Genomic DNA, 17,628 nt, shown 5'->3' with positions numbered 1-17,628 from the left:
CGCGTTCACTCCGCGGTCGCGATGTGGTGACGAATGATGCCGCGGATCAGCGTGGCGTCTTCCGGGCTGATCTTGGCGTAGATGGCGGGGCCGGCCGCGCGCTCGGGGTCGCCGGTGCGCAGCATCAGTTCGGCCCAGTCGAGCAGGCGCCGCGTCGAGAACGCGCTCGCCAGATCCTCGCGCGCGAATGCCGCCCGGCAATCGGCCGCAATCGTGGCAATCGTGGCGGCGAGGGTGCGCGTCATATGCGGTGCGAGCGTGCGCACCAGCACGTCGGTTTCTTCGGCCGGCGACAGATAGTCGAGCAGGTACACGCGCCAGCGGTCGAGAAACGCCTCGTTCATCAGATTCGCGCCTTGATACAGATGACGGAACTGGCTCATCGCGCCGACCGCGTTGGCAGTGGCGAACAGACGAAACGCCGGATGCGGTGCGACCACCTCATTGCCTTTTTCCTTCAGGGTGAGCCGGCCATGCGGTTCGAGTACCGCGGTCAGCGCAGCGAGAATCGACGGTTCGGCGAAGTCGATCTCGTCGACGATCAGCCAGAGCCCTTCGCGCATGGCGGTGGGCAAGACGCCGTCCACCCAGAGCGTCTCGCCGCCCTTGACAGTCCAGAAGCCGACGAAGTCGCCGACCGTGGTCTGGCCGTTCATGTTCGAGCGCACCACGCCATGGCGGGCCCGTGCCGCCACCTGCTCGATCAGGCTGGTCTTGCCCGCGCCCGTGTGGCCGATCAGCATTACCCGTTTGTTCTCGACGATATCTTCGACGATGTCGTTAAAGCGTTCCGAGAACAGATAGGCCGGGTTGACGCGCGGCACCAGCGGGCCGCCGGCGCCGCACGGCACGGTGACTTCGCCGATGTGCACGGTAGCGGCTGCATCCTCGGCCGAAGCTTGCACAGCGTGGCCGGGTTCAGCCGTTGCCTTCGCCACACCGAGGTCGCCGCCGCGCCGCTGCGCTGCCGCACGCTGCAGCTCAGGCATGAACGCCTCGCGTTGCTGCGCATCCGCTTGTGGCACCGACCCGCGCGCCTCGAAAGCAAACCCTTCGCGATGCCACTTCTTCAGCTTGGCGCGCAGGTTCTCCGCGTCGACCACCAGATCGATATCGACGGCGGCGTTGCCCTCGGCGGGGTGGATCGCGTGTTCGAGGCGATAGGTTTGTGGTCTATCCGCCACGCTGACCCGCCACCACTCGGCGCCGGTGTCGGTATTGCGCAGGTACAGGCCAAGGTGTTCGTCGTCGGTCAGATCAGGGGCGCTCATCGGAAGGTGTCGATCGGGTTCAGCCATGCCGGCTCGGAGCAAACGCGTATCTTATCCCGGACGCGCGCCGCGGCGCAGCCGGGATCGGGGCGCCGGGTGCAGGCAGTTGCAGTGTGCGTCGAGTGCAACATCGGCAAATAATAATTGCCATAAACGAAATATACGATCAAAGTCTCATCACCTATAGTGCGAACGCCGTTGCATGTCGGTTTTAAAGCAAACGGTATTCGGTCATCGCTTCAAGCAATTCCAACTATCAAGCCTTAATCGGGTGCGCCCTGTGCTGCGCGGCGCAGTCCGCGGTTTCATTTGCGTTCAGCGTATCCAGCGTTGCGAAAGCAGGCATGCATGCGGGCGAAACTACGATATGGCACTCGGCACAACAATGAGACTACGTACAAAACTAATGACCACCTTGCTGGTGGCAAGCCCGCTCGCGCATGCACAGTCCAGCGTCGTGCTTTACGGGCGTCTGGATGCTGGCGTCCAGTACCTGAATCATGTCAGTACTGCCAATGGTGGCACGGCGACAAGCTGGAGCGCCGAAGGCGGCGACTGGGGCACCAGCATGCTGGGCCTCAAGGGCAATGAGGATCTGGGCGGCGGGCTCAATGCGATCTTTACCTTGGAAACCGGTTTGCAGGCGACCAACGGTACGACGAGCGGCGGCCGGATGTTTTCGCGCCGGGCGTTTGTCGGGCTGAAAAGCGATCGGTGGGGCACGCTGCAGGCCGGCCGCAATCTGTTTATCGACAGCGACGGCGTGTGGGAATTCGACCCGATGGTGCAGCAGGCGTTTTCGTCGGCCTCGCTGGTGCGCGGGCGCAACTGGCAGCAGACCAGCAACAACATCGAATATCACAGCCCGGTATTCGCCGGCTTCGACGTGCAAGGCCAGTACGCCTTCGGCAATCAACCGAATGGCTTCAACAACGGCGCGCCGGGCGAATTCGGCCGCTCGGACGGCGTGATGCTCTCGTATCATTCGCCGTTGTTCGACGTGCGCGGCATCTACGACGAACTGCGCGACAACAACGGCCAGTTCACGAATATCTTCGCCAGTTCGCGCGAGTTCTTTGTCGGCGCGAATGTGCACTTCGACTCGATCAAGATCCAGGGCGCCTATACGCACTATGCGGCGCCGGATACGCCGGCCGGACTCGCGGACCGCGCCAACTACTACTGGCTCGGTGCGACCTATAACGTGAATACGGCCTGGGCCTTGACGGCCGCAGGCTTCTACGTGAACGTCGGCGACGGCGGTGGCGATGCCACCCACGATCCGTCCGGTCACGCCACCATGTACACGCTCGGCACGACGTACAACCTGACCAAACGAACCTTCCTGTACGGCACGCTTGCCTACGTGGACAACAGCAAGCAGGCCGATTTCTCCCTGCTGGCCAATCCGCGCGAAGGCACCTCCAGCACGAGTCCGCTGCAGGGCGAATCGCAGACGGGCGCTTACGTCGGCATCATGCATCAATTCTAAAGACAGATAGCGGCGCGGGTGGGGCTGCCCACACCGCTCGTGGTGTCATCGTTGCGGCGGGGCGGTTGAGTCTGTATGGTGGATAAGCCATGCGTGCTCAGCGAGGCTTTGGTCCGTGCTCATTGTCGTGCACCGTTCCGTTCGAGCGCGCCCAACCTCAAGGACGCCGAATGACTTCCGAAGCCGCACCGCCGCCAGATACGACACAGATACCGCCAACGCCGCAGCAAACCGAAGGTGTCTTGCGCACCGACGTCCTGATCGTCGGCGCGGGGCCGGTCGGGCTGTTCGCCGCGTTCGAGGCAGGCGTGATCGGCCTGTCGTGCCATATCGTCGACGCACTCGAACGGGTGGGCGGTCAATGCACGGAGCTGTATCCCGACAAGCCGATCTACGATATTCCCGCGATTCCCTCATGCACCGCTCGCGATCTGGTCGAGCGTCTGCTGGAGCAATGCCGGCCTTTCGATGTGCCGATCCACCTCGGTCAGCGCGTCGACACCGTCGAGCAGCGCGACGACGGCCGCTGGACTGTCAAGACGAGCCAGGGCCTCGAGTTCGACGCGGCCGCCATCCTGCTCGCGGCCGGCAACGGCGCGTTTGCGCCGCAGCGTCTCACGCTCGAAGAAGCCGTGCCGCTGGAAGGGCGGCACGTGCACTACAGCGTGCCCAACCTCGCGGATTTCGCCGGCAAGAACGTGGTGGTGGCGGGCGGCGGCGATTCCGCACTCGACTGGGCGCTGGCCCTGCGCTCGGTGGCAAGCAAGCTGACCCTGGTGCATCGGCGCAATGGTTTCAGCGCGGTGGATTCGAGTGTCGAGAAGATGCGGCGCGCCGTGGAGGCCGGCGAAATGAGCTTCATGGTCGGCGCAATCGCCGGCTTGCACGCGCCGGGCGGCAAGCTCGAATCGCTCGAGATCCGGCAGATAGGCGGCGCCACGCAGATCGAGGCCGAGCATGTGGTGGCGCTGTACGGACTCGTCGCGGACCTCGGGCCGATCGCCGGGTGGGGCTTGAGCCTGCACGCGGGGCGCGTCGATGTCGATACGTCGAACTACGAAAGTTCGCGCCCAGGCATCTTCGCGGTGGGCGATATCGCCAACTATCCGAACAAGCAAAAGCTGATCTTGTCCGGCTTCCACGAGGCGTCGCTGGCGCTGCGCAAAGCCTATACGTATGCGTATCCGGAGAAGAAGCGGGTACACGTGCATTCGAGCTATGACGCCCAACTCGCGGCGCGGGTGGCGGCGAGCGCAGGATAAAACACGGCAGGCAACCGGAACGGCAGAAACTGCCGTTCGTCTCGTAGCAGAAAAGGGGGCGCGACGTTGCGCAACGCAGCGTGCGAAGTTGCCGCCGCAATCACCCCGACTCGCCCCAAACGGCTCCAGCACACTGGAACATGGCTAAAATCGACTAACCGGCACGGCCTGCGGGCCGCATAGGACCTAAACGGCTTTGTTACACTGCGATTGGGTTTTGTCCCGCCCGCAGCTTATCCCCGCAAGACCACGCCTGCCGCTGTTGCTCGTAAGAAGTCAAGCGAAGCGCTCAGAGACGCTCCCCTGATCGACCCAACGCGGCGCTCCCCGAGATTGCCCGGAGGTAGCCATGTCCCCTACGTTTTCCGCTATGCCGAAGACCATGCGCTGGGCGCTTTTGTGCGGCCTCGCGGCGTTGGCCTTGAGCGCGCAGGCACAGCGGACACCATCGCGGTCGGAGGCGGTGCCGTCGGACCTGCTCAGCGACGACGAGCGGACCGATTTCTGTACACAAATGCATCGCGCGTCGACGCCTCAGGAGCGCAACGCGGTCGCCGCGCGGCTGCGCGATACGTTGCTGCCGCGTGCAAAGGGACAAGGGGTGCCCTTGCCTGGCTGGGTGCTCGCAGGGCATCCAGCGAACGAGAGCGGCAGCATCCCGGGCTTGAGCTGCGAATCCGGCTCGGGCCGGCGGCGTGCGGCCGGCCCGGCGCAGACTGCAACGCAAGCGGCGGCCAGTGCGCCTGCGCCGGTTCCTGTGGCACCGGTTCCAGCCAGGCCGACGCCTGAGCGCAAGCCGTCACCGCATCAGACAGCGTCGCGCGAGCCGCCCCATGAAGCCGCTAGTCATGCACCGCCCGCGCACACAGTGCCTCCACCGGCGCTGGCCGCGCAAAACCTGCCGGCGCCCGGCGCGCCTGCCGAGGACGTGGCTGCGCGCAACGCGGCGCCCGGCGACATCCCGGTCGCCCACGACCATGGCATTGCCTACGTGACAGGTGGAGTGGGGCAGGACGAAGTCGCTGCCTTCCGGGGTCTCGCGTCCGGTTACAACATGCGGGCGACCTTCACGACCGGATCGGGCGAGTATCTGTCGGGAGTGGCGGTACAGGTGGCAAGACCGGACGGCACGGTGGTGTTCAATGCCACCTCCGATGGACCGTATCTGTTTGCGCGGCTTCCGCAGGGGCACTATCGGTTGACGGCCAACCTCGACGGCGCACGACGCAGCCGCGATCTGTATGTTCCCGCGCGCGGCGCAGTCAGATTCACGCTGGTATGGCCCAGATTGGGCACAGGCACCTCAAACTGAGCGGCGCGCCGCGGGCAGCGCGATGATGCGTAACGTGCTTTTTGTCTTGCTTTGCCGCTGTGCACCGGACGCGCCGCCCGGTGCACAGCGGGCATTGACTCAATTGCCGTTGTAGACGGTGCGATTGAGGGTCTGGAGCTGGCCGTCGGTCTCGGCCTTGTACAACTGCCGCTTCACGTCGAGACGCGTTTCACCGGCCGGCGAGCCGGCGGCCATTTGCCCGCTGGTGTCCATGCCGACGCCGCTGTTGGCGGCGTTGCCGGCAGTGTCGTTGTCGTTGGAGACGGGGGCGCCCTGCTGAGGCGTGGCCGGAACATCCTGCGCAAAAACGGGGGCTGCGCAAGCCATCACCGAGACGGCTGCTGCAATGTATGCGATTCGGTTCACGATTGACTCCTGGAGGAAGGACGTTAGGACTTCGGCTTATTGAACGAGACGGCGCCGAATTTCGGTCTCCACAACGCCATGCCAGTCTACGAGGGTGATGGTGTCGCAATGCTGACGCACGGATGGCAAAATGGTCAGGTAAGCGGCGCCGCGCCAGGAGCTGGAATCGCTTCGACGCGGCAGGTCATGTGCAAGTTCGCAGAGCGAATTGCAGGGGCCGTACCGCGGGCGTTTCGTGAGCGGCAGGCGCCCAAGGTGGTTTTCTGAGTGGTTATAACGCGCGGGACGTATCCGGACGCGGTTCAGCGCCGGCGCAAAATCCTGCAGTCCTCAAACCGCGTTGAGCTGGAACGACGGCATCGCGTGAGCCGGCACGGGTTTGCCGAACAGATAGCCCTGCATCACGCATCCGCCGAGCGAAGTGAGAATCTCGCATTGCGACTCGGTCTCCACGCCTTCCACCACGCACTCGAGCCCGAGGTTGCGGCACAGGTCCATCACCGATTTGATGATCTTGCCGGAGGCCACGTCCGTATCGACTTCGGCGACGAAGCTGCGATCGATCTTGATCGTATCGAACGGCAGCCGGTGTACATAGCTCAGGCTCGAGTAGCCGGTGCCGAAATCGTCGAGCGAGACATGACAGCCGATCTGCTTGATGAGCGCCAGCGATGCACGCGCTTGCCGGAAGTCGCGCGTCACTGCCGTCTCGGTGATTTCGAAGTGCACGCGCTCGGTCTCGGTGGCGCTTTCCTGCACGATCTCCAGCAGTCGCCGGGCGCGCGGCACCGATGAAATATCGAGCGCGGAAAGGTTGAACGACAGATAGATGTGCGCCGGCCAATTGGCGGCTTCGGCGAGCGCCTTGCGCAACAGCACCTCGGTGACGACGCCGATCAGGTCGGTGCGCTCGGCGATGCGAATGAACTCTTCCGGTCCCACCTGGCCGAGCTTCGGACTGCGCCAGCGGCCCAGCGCCTCGAAGCCGACCACGCAGCGGTTGGTCACGTCATAGATGGGCTGAAACTCGAGATACAGTTCGGCGTCGAGGTGGGCGGCCTTCAGCTCCTGGGCGACGAGACTGGCGCGCCGCACCCGGTGTTCGTGCTCGGCGGAAAACACCACAGCGGTGCCGCGCCGGCTCTCCTTGCCGACATAGAGCGCCGCGTCCGCGCGCTCGAAGATCTCGGCCACGTTCACGTTGGCCGGCGGCAGACCGGCCCAGCCGATCGTGCCGGACAGCTCGGCCGTATTGCCGCCCACCGTATAAGGGCGGCTGAGCCGTTCGCAGAGCGTATGACCGAGGCGGTCGAGTTCGTTCTCGCTAAGGCGCCGTTGAATGAGGACACCGAATTCGTCGCCGCCAAGCCGCGCGAAGAAAATCGCCGGATCGGCCAGCGTCAGAAGCCGCGCGCCGACCTCCTGGAGCACGAGGTCGCCGCTCGCATGGCCGTAGATGTCGTTGACCTGCTTGAAGCCGTCGAGATCGATCAGCCCCATGTGAAAGCTGGCGGTCTCGCCGGTGTCCTGCTCGGCGAGCGCGTTCAGCGACGAGAAGAAACTGCGCCGGTTCGGCAGGCCCGTCAGGCTGTCGATGTTAGCCAACCGAAAGTTATCGTCGCTGAGTTTCTGGGCGATGGCGTGGCTCAACTGCAGCTCGCGCTTCGACGAGACGAGGCTTGCGAAGTTACGGTAGTAGAGATGGATGGCAAAGGCGAGGGCGACGCCGACGAACAGCATATCCACGGCCATCGCGATGAAAACCGGCCGCCCTGCCACAATCAGAAAGATCGTGAAGGAACCGATCACGATAGTCAGCAGCACCAGCGCCGCGGCACGCAGATGCATCAGGCAGAACACGCAACCCACCACGGTGGTGGCCATGTAAAACGCGACCTGAGCCTGCTCGTAGGCCGGGCCGTAGTGGAACAGACGAAGCGACCAGGCGGTGAAGCCGACGCCGAAGGCGCAGGCGAGCCAAAAGGTCTTGCGCAGTTCGGGGACGGCCTGCTCATGGGTCAGCGTCACGTGCCGGAAATGCCACCAGCGGACGCAGCGGATCACACAGGCCGCGCACAGGGCCAGCGGGCAATAGATGACGAGCCATGCCGGCGCGCAAGCGATATGCGTGACGGCCACGGCCATCGTATTGACCACCAGCATGAAGTAGAGCAAGGGGATCTGGCGGCCGAACGCCTGCATCTGCGAGCGCACTAGCTCCGGGTCGCTGCCGTCGACCGTAAACATCCCCTTTATTCGAGCTACCGAGTCCATCAGCGCTCCTTGCCTGGAATGAGACATAACCCTCTTATAACGGCATTTCGCGGAACATCTTCAGTGCAATTTCAATGATTTACCCGCCACATAAGCGAAATTTTCGCTGCGTCCGCTGGGGTGGCGATCGCGCAAACGTTGTCGTGCGGCCGGTGAGTTTTTTTAAGGCTCGTGGCACAGAGGACCGAGGTGCGCGCCTAAAGCATTCTGTTTTTGAGCCGATATTCTGTCGATAAGGGGGGCGAGTCCCTATGGAAAGCACATGCATACCCATTACGACAATCTCAAGGTCACACGCGGCGCGCCGGCTGAGGTGATTCGTGCCGCCTATAAGGCCTTGAGCCAGCGTTACCACCCCGACAAGAACGACAGTCCGGATGCGCAGCGGATCATGCGCATCATCAACGAGGCTTACGGGGTGTTGGGCGATCCTGACCGGAGGGCGGCTTATGACCGCGAACTCGCGGCGCGCGAGCAGGGCGAGCCGAAAGTGCAGGGACCGTCCGCCGCCGGGGTGCCGAATACTTTTGCGGCAGGCAACGGCAGTGCTAGCGCAGAATCGTGGCCCTTCGACATGGGCCGCCAGGAACCGGGATTTAATGGAAACGGGCGGACGGCATACGACGCGGCGGCCGCGTATCACGCCGCTTCAAACCCACGCGGCCTGTCGCGCAAGACGATCCTTGCCGCGATTCTCGTCCTCCTTCTGTGCGCGTTCTGGATCTGGCATGCCTTGCATCGCCAACCCGCGGCTCAGGCCGGGAGCGGCGCGGCACAGCCGGCCGGCGCCTCGTTCGCCTGGACCAACCCGGTCAGTCACGCCAGCGTCGACGTAGACGGCATCTGGAAGCTAGCGGAGACGCAAAGCGACAAGGGGCAGGCGATCTACACGTTTACCGAGCTATCCGGACGCGCGGCGGTCGTTTTTGCGCGTGAGGATCTGCCTGACGTGGGCTTCGACAAATACATTCCGGCCTATCTCCATAGCAACGCGGCGACGATGCCGCTCGGCGCCCCCGGCCTGCGGGAGACGATCGACGGCCACGAAAGCTGGTCTGCCGATGGGCATCTGATTGCGTTTCCGTCCACGCGAACCCATGTGGAGTTGCGCCATGTCGGTTCGTCGTTCTGGCGCATGGTGACCGTGCAGGCGCAGCCGTACGCGGACTCGGACGATGCCGCGCACACCTTGAGCGCGCGCTTATGGAGCACGCTGGCGGGGCTTTGACGGATGACGGCGGCCGCTAGGGGGCCACTATCGGGCCGCTTTCGTCGGGTTTTGAAGTCCGAACGGTTTTTGATACCCGGTCAGCTCCAGATACCCGCGCCCGACGCTTTGACCGGCGCGCTGCACTGTCACCGCACCTTCCCAATAGGCCGAGCCCGTTGAATCGCGCGTATCCATTTCCTGATCGTCGAGCAGGGGTTCGAGCTGCCATGTCACCGAACCGGTCTTCACCGTCTCGGCCACCGGATAAAGCGTGTTGGTGCGGGGCGAGCGCCACGTCCGCAGCGGGATGAAGTCGACCTGGGCTGGGCCGAACGCTGTGATTCGCCCACCGGCGTCACGCAGCGCCGCATGCGCCCAGACGGCGCCGCCATTGCGGCCACGGACCTTGAAGGCCATCAGCGCCGAGCCGTCCGCCAGGTTGGCGCCAAGCCAATCCCATCCCGCTGCGTCGGGACTCAGAAGCGTGCTGGACCATTCGTGATCGAGCCATGCCATGCCGTTCACCTGGGTGACGCCTCCGGGTGCACCGGCGCCATGTGAATCACCGTTCGAAGCGCTGCGCGAGTCACCCGCTGCGCGCGCGGGCCGCGTCACGCTGCCGCTGACGCGCAGTTGCGGTTCGCTGTAGTAGTAACTCGCCTCGTTCGACAGCGGCCCCTTTTGCGAGTAACCGTGCTCGCCTTGCAGCAACGGCGGCTGCGTCGGCGTGAGCGACAGATTCAGCGCGAACTCGCCCGCTTGTGCGCTCACCGTATAGCGGCCGTCGGCGGCACGCACCATGCTCCAGGCGTTCAGCTTGACATCGGTATTGCCTGGTTTGGCAAAGGCCAGATCGAAGCCTTGCCGTGCGATCTTCTGGTCATGCACCAGTTTGCCGAACGCCGGGTCGCTCAGCGCGGCATGCGCAATGATCAGTTGCGTCGGGGCGAAGGCGCTCGGGTCCGCCGTGTCGTGTCCGGTCGCCGAGCGGAAAAACGTGATCTGGAAGCCGAGCGGCTGACCATCCGGCGTTGTCAGCCAGCCCGTCGCGTACCACCATTCGGTCTGAAATGCGGGGTGCGCGCCGGTGTCTGCGGGAAACGCCAGTGGGTGACCCGGTGAGACCTGGGCGAACTCGGGCGCCGTGGCCATAGCCGGCAGGCAGATTGTCAATGCGCTGAGGCAGACTAGCGAGGGTAGCCTGGACACCATTCGGACTGCGATATGTCCTGGCAGGCTCATGACCATGCGGACCCAGGCGACGAACCCGCGCTCTTTCGCCCACGGCATCACCAGTCCTCCTTCACTGCGCGCACGGCATCGACCGAGACGGCCCGGCGTCCCGCTACCACGGCCGTCGCGCAGGACGCGACCAGCATCACGGCAGCCACCAGGCTCAACACGGTCCACGGCATATGCAGCGACATGCTCCAATGAAACGACTGGGGATTGACCACGAACACGAGGATCAGGCTGATCGCGAAGCCCAAAGCGAAGCCCATCGCAATGCCGAGTGCCGTCAGCATGCCGCCTTCCTTGGCGAGGATGGCGAGGATCTGCAAGCGCGTCACGCCCACGTGCCGCAACATGCCGAACTCGCGCGAGCGGGCGAGCGTTTGCGCCGAGAACGTCGCCGCCACGCCGAACAGGCCGATCACAATGGCGACCGCTTCGAGCAGATAGGTGACCGCAAAGCTGCGGTCGAAAATCGTCAACGAGCGCGCGCGAATCTCGCCGGGTTGCGCGAACTGCAGCGCATCGCCGAAGGGCAAGCCGCGCAATCCGGTCATGACCTGCTCGACGCTTGCGCCGGGCGCGACGGTGATGGCGACATCGGTCGCGCCGGTATCGTGCGTGAGGTTGCGATAGTCGGCAAGCCGTAACTCGATCGCGCCGGTTTGACGGACATAGTCGCGCCACACGCCGGCCACGACGAAAGGCTGATTGTGCCCACCCACCGGCAGTTCGACGCGCTGCCCGAGGCGATAGCCGTACAGATCGACCATCGCCTCCGACACCCACACCGGCATTGCGCCGCGCAATGCCGCGACGCCCAGCACGGGTCCGGACATCTGCAGACTGGAACCCGGATCGGCGGCGTCGATTTCGCGGGCCAGCAAGGTAATGGCGGGGCGCGCGGGATCGAGCGTCACTTGCGACGTGCGGGTGAAGGCGGCGTTTTTGACGCCGGCCGCCGCGGCGATTTTTGCCTGCTCGTCGAGGTTCAGCACGCCGGTGTCGCCGTTCGGCGCGACCCGGACGTAAAGATTGGCGGAGAGCAGATGTTCGAGCCACTCGTCGACCGACACGCGAAAGCTCGCCACCATGATCGCCATTGCGACGATTAGCGCGAAGCTCGACAGCACGCCGCTCATCGCCACTGAAGCTTGCCCGGGCGCATTGGCGAGCCGCGCGAGCGACAGCGCGCTGGTGGCGCCGGTGCGGCGCCCGGCGCGCGAGCGGCTGATGGCCGTGAACAGGACGGCGGTGCAACGCGGCATCAAGGCAATACCACCGACCAGCAGCAGGGCGACGGCAAGGTAGCCGAGAATCGGCGCATCGAAAACCGGCGGCAGTTGAGTCAGCACGCCGGCCAAAGCGAGGCAGCCAAGCGCGGGCCACGGCGTCGCGAGCCTTGCCAGCGCGCCTTCCTCGCTACCGGCCTTCAACGCGGCTGCAGGACGGGCGCGGGCTGCCTCCAGCGCCGGCGCGAGACTGCCGAGCACGCAAACCGCGATGCCCAGCAGCAGAAAAATCGCGCTAGCCAGCGGTTCAAAGCCGACCTGCGGTCGCACGCCCGGGAAATATCCGCCGCCCAGATCGCTGCCGAAAAACCTCAGCGCGGCACTCGCCAGTCCGTACCCTAGCGCGAGACCCGCAAGCGAGCCGAGCAGGCCGAGCAGCGCACCCTCCATCAGGATCTGCCGTAGCAACTGCCCACGCGTAAAGCCGAGCACGCGCAGCATGGCGAGCTGCGAGCGGCGCCGCACGACGCTCAATGCCTGAGTCGAAAAAACCAGAAACGCACCGGTAAATAGCGCGACCAGCGCAAGCACGTTCATGTTGATGCGATAGGCGCGCGACAGGCGGTCGGTGCGGTTTTCCACGTCGCGCGTTTCGGAGATCACCAATTGATTGCCAAGCCGCGCCTGCAGATCGTGCCTGAAGCGCTCCCGGTCGACGCCGCGCTCGAGTTCGAGATCGACCCGCGAGAGCTTGCCGAGCCGCCCGAAGCGCCACTGCGCCGCGGCGATGTCCATCACGGCGATGCGCTGACCCGGCCGCGTCCTGACGAGGCCGCCCGCTACCCGCAACGGCACGCTCGCCGTGCCGCTCAGCACTGCGATGTGCTGGCCGATGCCGGTCTTCAGCCATTGCTGGGCCGCTGGGGAAAGAAATATGGTGTCGTCGGCGAGCGTATCCAGCGGGCTTTGCGAGGCGGGCACGCCGACGAGGTCCGGCGCGATCTGGCTGGCCTTGAACACGTCGATGCCGAGTACCTTGAGCGGCGCATTTTGGCCCGGCACGGTGGCGTCCAGTTCGAGGACGGGGCTGGCCAGCGCCACGCCTGGCTGGTCGGCGAGGCGCGGGTACCACGACTCGTCGAAGGTGGGCTGGGCGCCGCGCACCTGCAGGTCCGCCTGGCCGGAGAGGCTGCGCGCCGCTGCGGAAAATTCGTTGAACGCCGCGCTGTTGATCAACTGCACCGCGTAGCCGAGCGCCACGCCGAGCGCGATGGTCACCACCGCCACGACGGCACGGCCGCGCTGGCTGCGCCATTCCCCTTCGAGTAGCCAGCGGGCCAGCCGTCGCCCGCCCGGCGCGGTGTCATTCATGGGACGAACGGACACGGCGCACGCTCCCGTTCCCGCTTCCGGCGGCGTGCAGGCCGCCGTCGCTCAGCGTCAGCACGCGGTCCGCCACCGCCGCTGCGGCCTCCGAGTGCGTGACCATCACCGTCGCCGCGCCGTTCGCCTGCGCCTGGGCGCGGAACAGCGCCAGCACTTCGTGGGCGGTGTCGGGGTCGAGGTTGCCGGTTGGCTCGTCCGCCAGAATCAGCCGCGGGCGATGCACGAGCGCACGGGCAATCGCCACTCTCTGCAGCTCGCCGCCGGACAACTGGCGGGGGAAGTCGTCGCCGCGGCCGGCGAGGCCCACCGCCGCGAGCATGTCGAGCGCATGAGCCGGCGGCAGGTTGTTCAGCAGCAGCGGCAGCGCGACGTTCTGCGCGAGCGTCAGATGCGGCAGCACATGGAACGCCTGGAAGACGAAGCCGAGCTTTTGCCGGCGCAGGCGGGTGGCCGCATCATCGTCGAGGCCTGAAACGAGGGTTCCGTCGATCAGGACCTCGCCGCTATCGGGCGCGTCGAGTCCCGCAATCAGGTTGAGCAGCGTGGATTTGCCGACGCCCGAGTCGCCCATGATGGCGACAAACTCGCCGGGGCCGAGCGTGAAATCGAGCTGGGCGAGCACCACCCGGGCCGCTCCATAGGCTTTGCTCAGTCTTCGACATTCGAGCGCAGGGGCCAGGCATTTATCGCGAACGAGCATCGGTGTGGGCAAAGGAGTGGCATCGCAGCTTGCATATTACCTGCCGCGGCCAATTCGCGTTGAACGCCCCGTACGGCTGGATCTAGTCGCGCGGAGCGAGCGCCTGGCGTCGGGTTTCGAGTTGCGTGATGACGCGTTGGAGCAGGCGTTCGGCCGTGCCGGGCAGCGTGACAAACTTGCAGCCCATGACGAAGCGCCGTTCGCCGCTGGCACTGAACGAATGACGCGGCGCGACGATTTCAAGGTCGAGCTTGAGGCTGCCATAGTCGCCGAGTTGCACGGCGACGTTACGCAAGACGCAGCCTGCTTCGAGCTCGCCAAAGCGGACATCGGTGGTTCTCAGCGCCACGCCGCCCAGGGACAGGTCCTGCAGTTCCACCTTGAACGCGTCGCCGTCCGCGTAATGCCCCGTGGCGCGGTAGGGTTCGAGCAGCGGCGTTTGTACGCGGAAGAATTCGCGCCGCTGCACGTAGTAGAGGCGTGCCGGGAAGGGCGCTTCGAACGCGAGCCGTCCTTCGAAGAGGACCGGCTCGGCGGCGGCCGTGACGAACTCAGTACGAATGCCTCCAGGCAGGCTGCGGAAGACGAGCCGCTGCATGGCAGGCAGCGCACGGTTATCGGCGGCGACGCTGCCTGCATCGAAGACAAGGCGGGCGTTGCGCGAATCGACGTCGAGCATCTGGGAGACAATCTGCCGGCCACCGAATTCCACCGTCACGAAGTCCTGGCCGGAGACGAGCTTGCGCAGGCAGACCGCGATTTGCAGCGGGTGCTGCTGCGCGAACTCGGGGTGGAGGTCGCTCGCGGATGCGGTGAGTTCGGCGTCGTTCAGGAGGTCGGCGATCATGGTTGTATCCGTAGACGTTGTGGCCTTGGCCCGGCCGGTTAGTCCATGAGCGCTGGCGGCGTGGTGCGTCGACGCTCGTGTTCTACAACCTGTACCGCAGGGAACGTGCCATGTGGGCGGCGCACTCGGCGGCGCGGGTTTTGAACGGGGGGAAGTCCTGTGGGACGGGGTTTTGCGGGGGACGGGGCGCAGTGCCGCCACGGGCTTGTGCGAGTTCCGCTACGTAACGGCGTGGGGGTGTGTTACGGACCGCGCGCGCCACGTTGGCCGTATCGGCTGGGACGTGGTGCTATCCGTCTACGGTACGCCGGTGGCGACGATCGATCAGCTCGCCGAGCTAGGGGCTGTCTTCGGCCAAGATGCGACCTTCGAGACTATTTGGACGCCGTCGTTCAGGTTCAGTAAGAGACGCTGCGGGTCTTTGGGATCGAGTGGTTGAGAAGGGGCCGCCAAGCGCCGTCGATGAGGCGCCGGCCTGAGCGTCGCTGAGGATATCCAGCGACGCCTATGCCGGCGGGGGGCTCAGAAGTGAGGCGGAGTATGGATGTGGACCGCGAAATGCACTGGGTGCGCATGCATGGCGCCATGGTTGTGTGCGGCCGAGTCGTGATGGTGGTGCACTGGATGATGATGTACGTTCGGGTGATGATGTACTGAATGACCAGCGTGATGATGCACCGTATGCCCTCCGGAGTGTTCCGCAGGTGCGTGGGGGGTAGGATGATGCGTTGCGTGTCCGCCGGTGTGATGGAAATCCGCCGGATGGGTGTGTGGATGATGCGGACTATCCGCACGCTGATCCATCGCCATCGGATGAACGGCCGGGTGGCTAGAGAGGCCATCCGGACCGGCCGCTCCCTGCGCTTTGTGCCCCCCGGGTTCATCGCGCCAGCATTGGTTGTTTGCGTTTCCGAGATTGTGAAAGAGATGTACTGCGTTCGGGTGCCAACTGGTCACAACCTCAACCCGACCGCTTGAAGGTGCATGGATGAGGGAATGAATGGTATTCACAATCTCTCTGTGTCCCTCTGCCGATGGCAGGGTCAGGCTGTGCAGGAAGTGCACCATTGCCTCAAAGCTCCCTTTAGCTGCCGCCTGATCACCTGGCCGCTCAAGGATGTGACCGACAACTCCGACCTGGTCGAAACGCGATTCATGGGTGTTGGTGATTCCGAGGGAATCAAAGACAAACAGCGCGGTGATAGCGGCGTGAGGGTTCCCAAGTTCGTTGATGTCGCGCACGGTATGCCCGAAGCTGTAGCTGTCTTGCACCGTGTGTAACGCGTTTCCAAGATGCGTTGCTTCTCCCTTGACGTCATTTCTAAAGTGACATTCGCGCGCTTTGTCGAGTTCACTGGTGATGTAGTGCGAGATTCGCTCGATGTTTTGCTCACCGGACAAAAGTGGATTTGCCAAGGCGTGAAATGCCTGCGCGTCCGGGGCAAAAAACCACGGAAGCCATGTCGGGCCATCAAAACGATCCGGATAAACAATCCGGTCGACCATCGTTCCGACAAATTGCGCTCTGTCGAATCCCATTAGGTGGCCGCCCGGCGGAACTAGCACGTCAAACAACCGATTAGCCGCTTCATACATGATGGCTTGATGTCCGCGCTTGTCCATGGCTGGCACCTCCGATCCGGATGTCTGGAAAATCCGAAAAAACGTAGCGGGAAAGCAGTTACAAATTAGACGAAAATGGCATTAAATGTGTTTCAGTGAAATTACCGGCAATTTCCCATGGTGTTGCTAATTAAGGACTGACTGTCGCGCCTGACGGCCGCAAGGCAGAAGTGAAAAAAGGGAGGTGCAGGCCACGCGATTCCAGGGAGCGGAAAGGCAAGCCGGAGGGTTGTGATGAACCGCAATGAACGATTACAGATCTGGAACAACTGGATCCAGCAAGGGATCGAGGGGCCGCCAGAGCGGATCCGCGCGGCCTATGCGGCGGCTGAAGCGGCGATCGACCGGAATCTTGGCGACGAGGCGATTACTGAAGCCGTCAAGCATGCCGTTGGTGTATGGGATAGCCAACAACGAAATGGTCCTCGGCGCCCCCCTGATCGTCCCATATCTCCCATGCCTCGGCCGGTAGTTCCGCCAGTCCAGCCTGTGCGACGATCAACGGTAACAGGCACTCGGCATCGAAGCCCGATTATGAAAATCCTTCTTGTGCTTGTTATAGCAGTTTGCACCTTGATATTGGTTTCGCAATTTCGACTACCGGCGCCGATTGTCAGGCACGAATCTAAAGCGCTTATCCTGATCGGCTTGTTGGATCTTTTCGCGGTGATAGCTTTTTTGCGTCGTTAGTTTTCTGTCCAGGCACGGCGTTTCTCTGGCCCTCGCTGACGCTATCGACTGGTCGTCTGTATAGTGCGCGCCCGACGACCGTAAGGATTACGGCGAATTGCGCTAAATTGGCTACGCCGTGATCGATACCCGCCTTTATTGCGTCGTGTTCACGCACGAGACTGCCGATAATTGAACTTCGGGTTTGCGCTGGAGCGAGATCAACTGGGAAGCTCCGCAGATCGGTCGGCCGCAGCGCTGTCGCAATTACAAAGTGCCATGTCACATAAGTGGTTTCCTGGCGCTCAGGTATGCGAAGCGCTCGGCGCCGAAGAGTTGGCCTGACTCCACTCGTGGGCGGAACACCTGCTCGAAGAATTGCCGTTCTTCTACTGTGAACTGTTCCAGCAGCAATTTGCCAAGGGGTGGGGCCCAAGGAAAGGGCGATGTTTTCAACAGGACATCCCACGAGGTGACCTCCGAGGGCGCCACGTCTATGTGGAATTCCATGTGAATGTCGGCGAACCCGGTATCCATGGCGTAACGGACCAGGTCCCGTTCGCCGTAATTTGTCATCGGATTCCTCGAGATGCTTTCCTCAGTGTCGGGAAATTGCGTGGCTCTCCAGCGGTGCAGAAGGCGGAAAAAGCGGTCGTCGGATCCTGTCGGGTGAGCGTCAATAAATTTCTTCAAAGAGCTCGCCTCCAATGCTTCGTCGCGACGAATAGGC

At 63.8% G+C, this 17,628-nt stretch carries 14 protein-coding genes; 5 read left to right on the top strand and 9 right to left on the bottom strand.

The features are described 5' to 3' along the window. Window positions 1-5: 5 nt before the first annotated feature. Window positions 6-1,271, bottom strand: coding sequence for an AAA family ATPase (locus AC1ECK_RS36145; RefSeq protein ID WP_480328010.1), 1,266 nt, complete (start codon window positions 1,269-1,271; stop codon window positions 6-8). Between the two features lie 385 nt (window positions 1,272-1,656). Between AC1ECK_RS36145 and AC1ECK_RS36140 the strand changes: the two genes are divergently transcribed. The 3 genes from AC1ECK_RS36140 to AC1ECK_RS36130 all read left to right on the top strand — a co-directional run bounded on the left by AC1ECK_RS36140 (window position 1,657) and on the right by AC1ECK_RS36130 (window position 5,337). Beyond that, on the top strand, window positions 1,657-2,763 hold the full coding sequence (locus AC1ECK_RS36140; protein ID WP_480328008.1) for a porin: 1,107 nt from the start codon (window positions 1,657-1,659) through the stop codon (window positions 2,761-2,763). 170 nt (window positions 2,764-2,933) lie between these two features. Further along, the gene (locus AC1ECK_RS36135) at window positions 2,934-4,025 is read left to right on the top strand and encodes an NAD(P)/FAD-dependent oxidoreductase (protein WP_480328006.1); all 1,092 of its coding nucleotides are present in this window, start codon (window positions 2,934-2,936) and stop codon (window positions 4,023-4,025) included. Between the two features lie 349 nt (window positions 4,026-4,374). Next, the gene (locus AC1ECK_RS36130; protein ID WP_480328004.1) at window positions 4,375-5,337 is read left to right on the top strand and encodes a carboxypeptidase-like regulatory domain-containing protein; all 963 of its coding nucleotides are present in this window, start codon (window positions 4,375-4,377) and stop codon (window positions 5,335-5,337) included. Between the two features lie 99 nt (window positions 5,338-5,436). Here AC1ECK_RS36130 and AC1ECK_RS36125 read toward each other — a convergent pair whose 3' ends face one another. Continuing rightward, a complete protein-coding gene (locus AC1ECK_RS36125; protein WP_480328002.1) occupies window positions 5,437-5,724 on the bottom strand; it encodes a hypothetical protein in 288 nt (95 codons plus the stop codon). A gap of 330 nt (window positions 5,725-6,054) precedes the next feature. Continuing rightward, window positions 6,055-7,998, bottom strand: coding sequence for a putative bifunctional diguanylate cyclase/phosphodiesterase (locus AC1ECK_RS36120; RefSeq protein WP_480328000.1), 1,944 nt, complete (start codon window positions 7,996-7,998; stop codon window positions 6,055-6,057). A 262-nt stretch (window positions 7,999-8,260) separates the two neighbouring features. Here AC1ECK_RS36120 and AC1ECK_RS36115 point away from each other — a divergent pair, with 262 nt between their 5' ends. Further along, window positions 8,261-9,226, top strand: a complete 966-nt coding sequence (locus tag AC1ECK_RS36115; RefSeq protein WP_480327998.1) for a J domain-containing protein — start codon at window positions 8,261-8,263, stop codon at window positions 9,224-9,226. Window positions 9,227-9,253: 27 nt separating this feature from the next. On the opposite strand, the gene AC1ECK_RS36110 is transcribed toward AC1ECK_RS36115, so the two are convergent. From AC1ECK_RS36110 to AC1ECK_RS36090, 5 genes are all read right to left on the bottom strand, one after another. Then, a complete protein-coding gene (locus AC1ECK_RS36110) occupies window positions 9,254-10,360 on the bottom strand; it encodes a lipocalin-like domain-containing protein (protein ID WP_480328026.1) in 1,107 nt (368 codons plus the stop codon). 137 nt (window positions 10,361-10,497) lie between these two features. Further along, on the bottom strand, window positions 10,498-13,044 hold the full coding sequence (locus AC1ECK_RS36105) for an FtsX-like permease family protein (protein ID WP_480328024.1): 2,547 nt from the start codon (window positions 13,042-13,044) through the stop codon (window positions 10,498-10,500). Then, window positions 13,037-13,759, bottom strand: a complete 723-nt coding sequence (locus tag AC1ECK_RS36100) for an ABC transporter ATP-binding protein (protein WP_480327996.1) — start codon at window positions 13,757-13,759, stop codon at window positions 13,037-13,039. The genes AC1ECK_RS36105 and AC1ECK_RS36100 overlap by 8 nt, the downstream gene beginning before the upstream one ends. Window positions 13,760-13,841: 82 nt before the next feature. Next, window positions 13,842-14,606: a flagellar brake protein gene (locus tag AC1ECK_RS36095; RefSeq protein ID WP_480327994.1), complete on the bottom strand. Its 765-nt coding sequence runs from the start codon at window positions 14,604-14,606 to the stop codon at window positions 13,842-13,844. Between the two features lie 522 nt (window positions 14,607-15,128). Continuing rightward, a complete protein-coding gene (locus tag AC1ECK_RS36090; protein WP_480327992.1) occupies window positions 15,129-16,229 on the bottom strand; it encodes a hypothetical protein in 1,101 nt (366 codons plus the stop codon). 234 nt (window positions 16,230-16,463) lie between these two features. On the opposite strand from AC1ECK_RS36090, the gene AC1ECK_RS36085 reads away from it, so the two are divergent. Further along, entirely contained in the window at window positions 16,464-16,919 is a 456-nt protein-coding gene (locus AC1ECK_RS36085; RefSeq protein WP_480327990.1) for a hypothetical protein, read from the top strand. Window positions 16,920-17,180: 261 nt separating this feature from the next. Here the strand turns inward: AC1ECK_RS36085 and AC1ECK_RS36080 are convergent. Next, a partial coding sequence (locus AC1ECK_RS36080) for a hypothetical protein (protein WP_480327988.1) occupies window positions 17,181-17,628 on the bottom strand: 448 nt, incomplete at its 5' end.

The organism is Paraburkholderia sp. SSBN10T, assembly GCF_056619545.1.
Note: the sequence above shows the minus strand (reverse complement) of the source record. Positions and strands in the feature narration are given on the sequence as shown.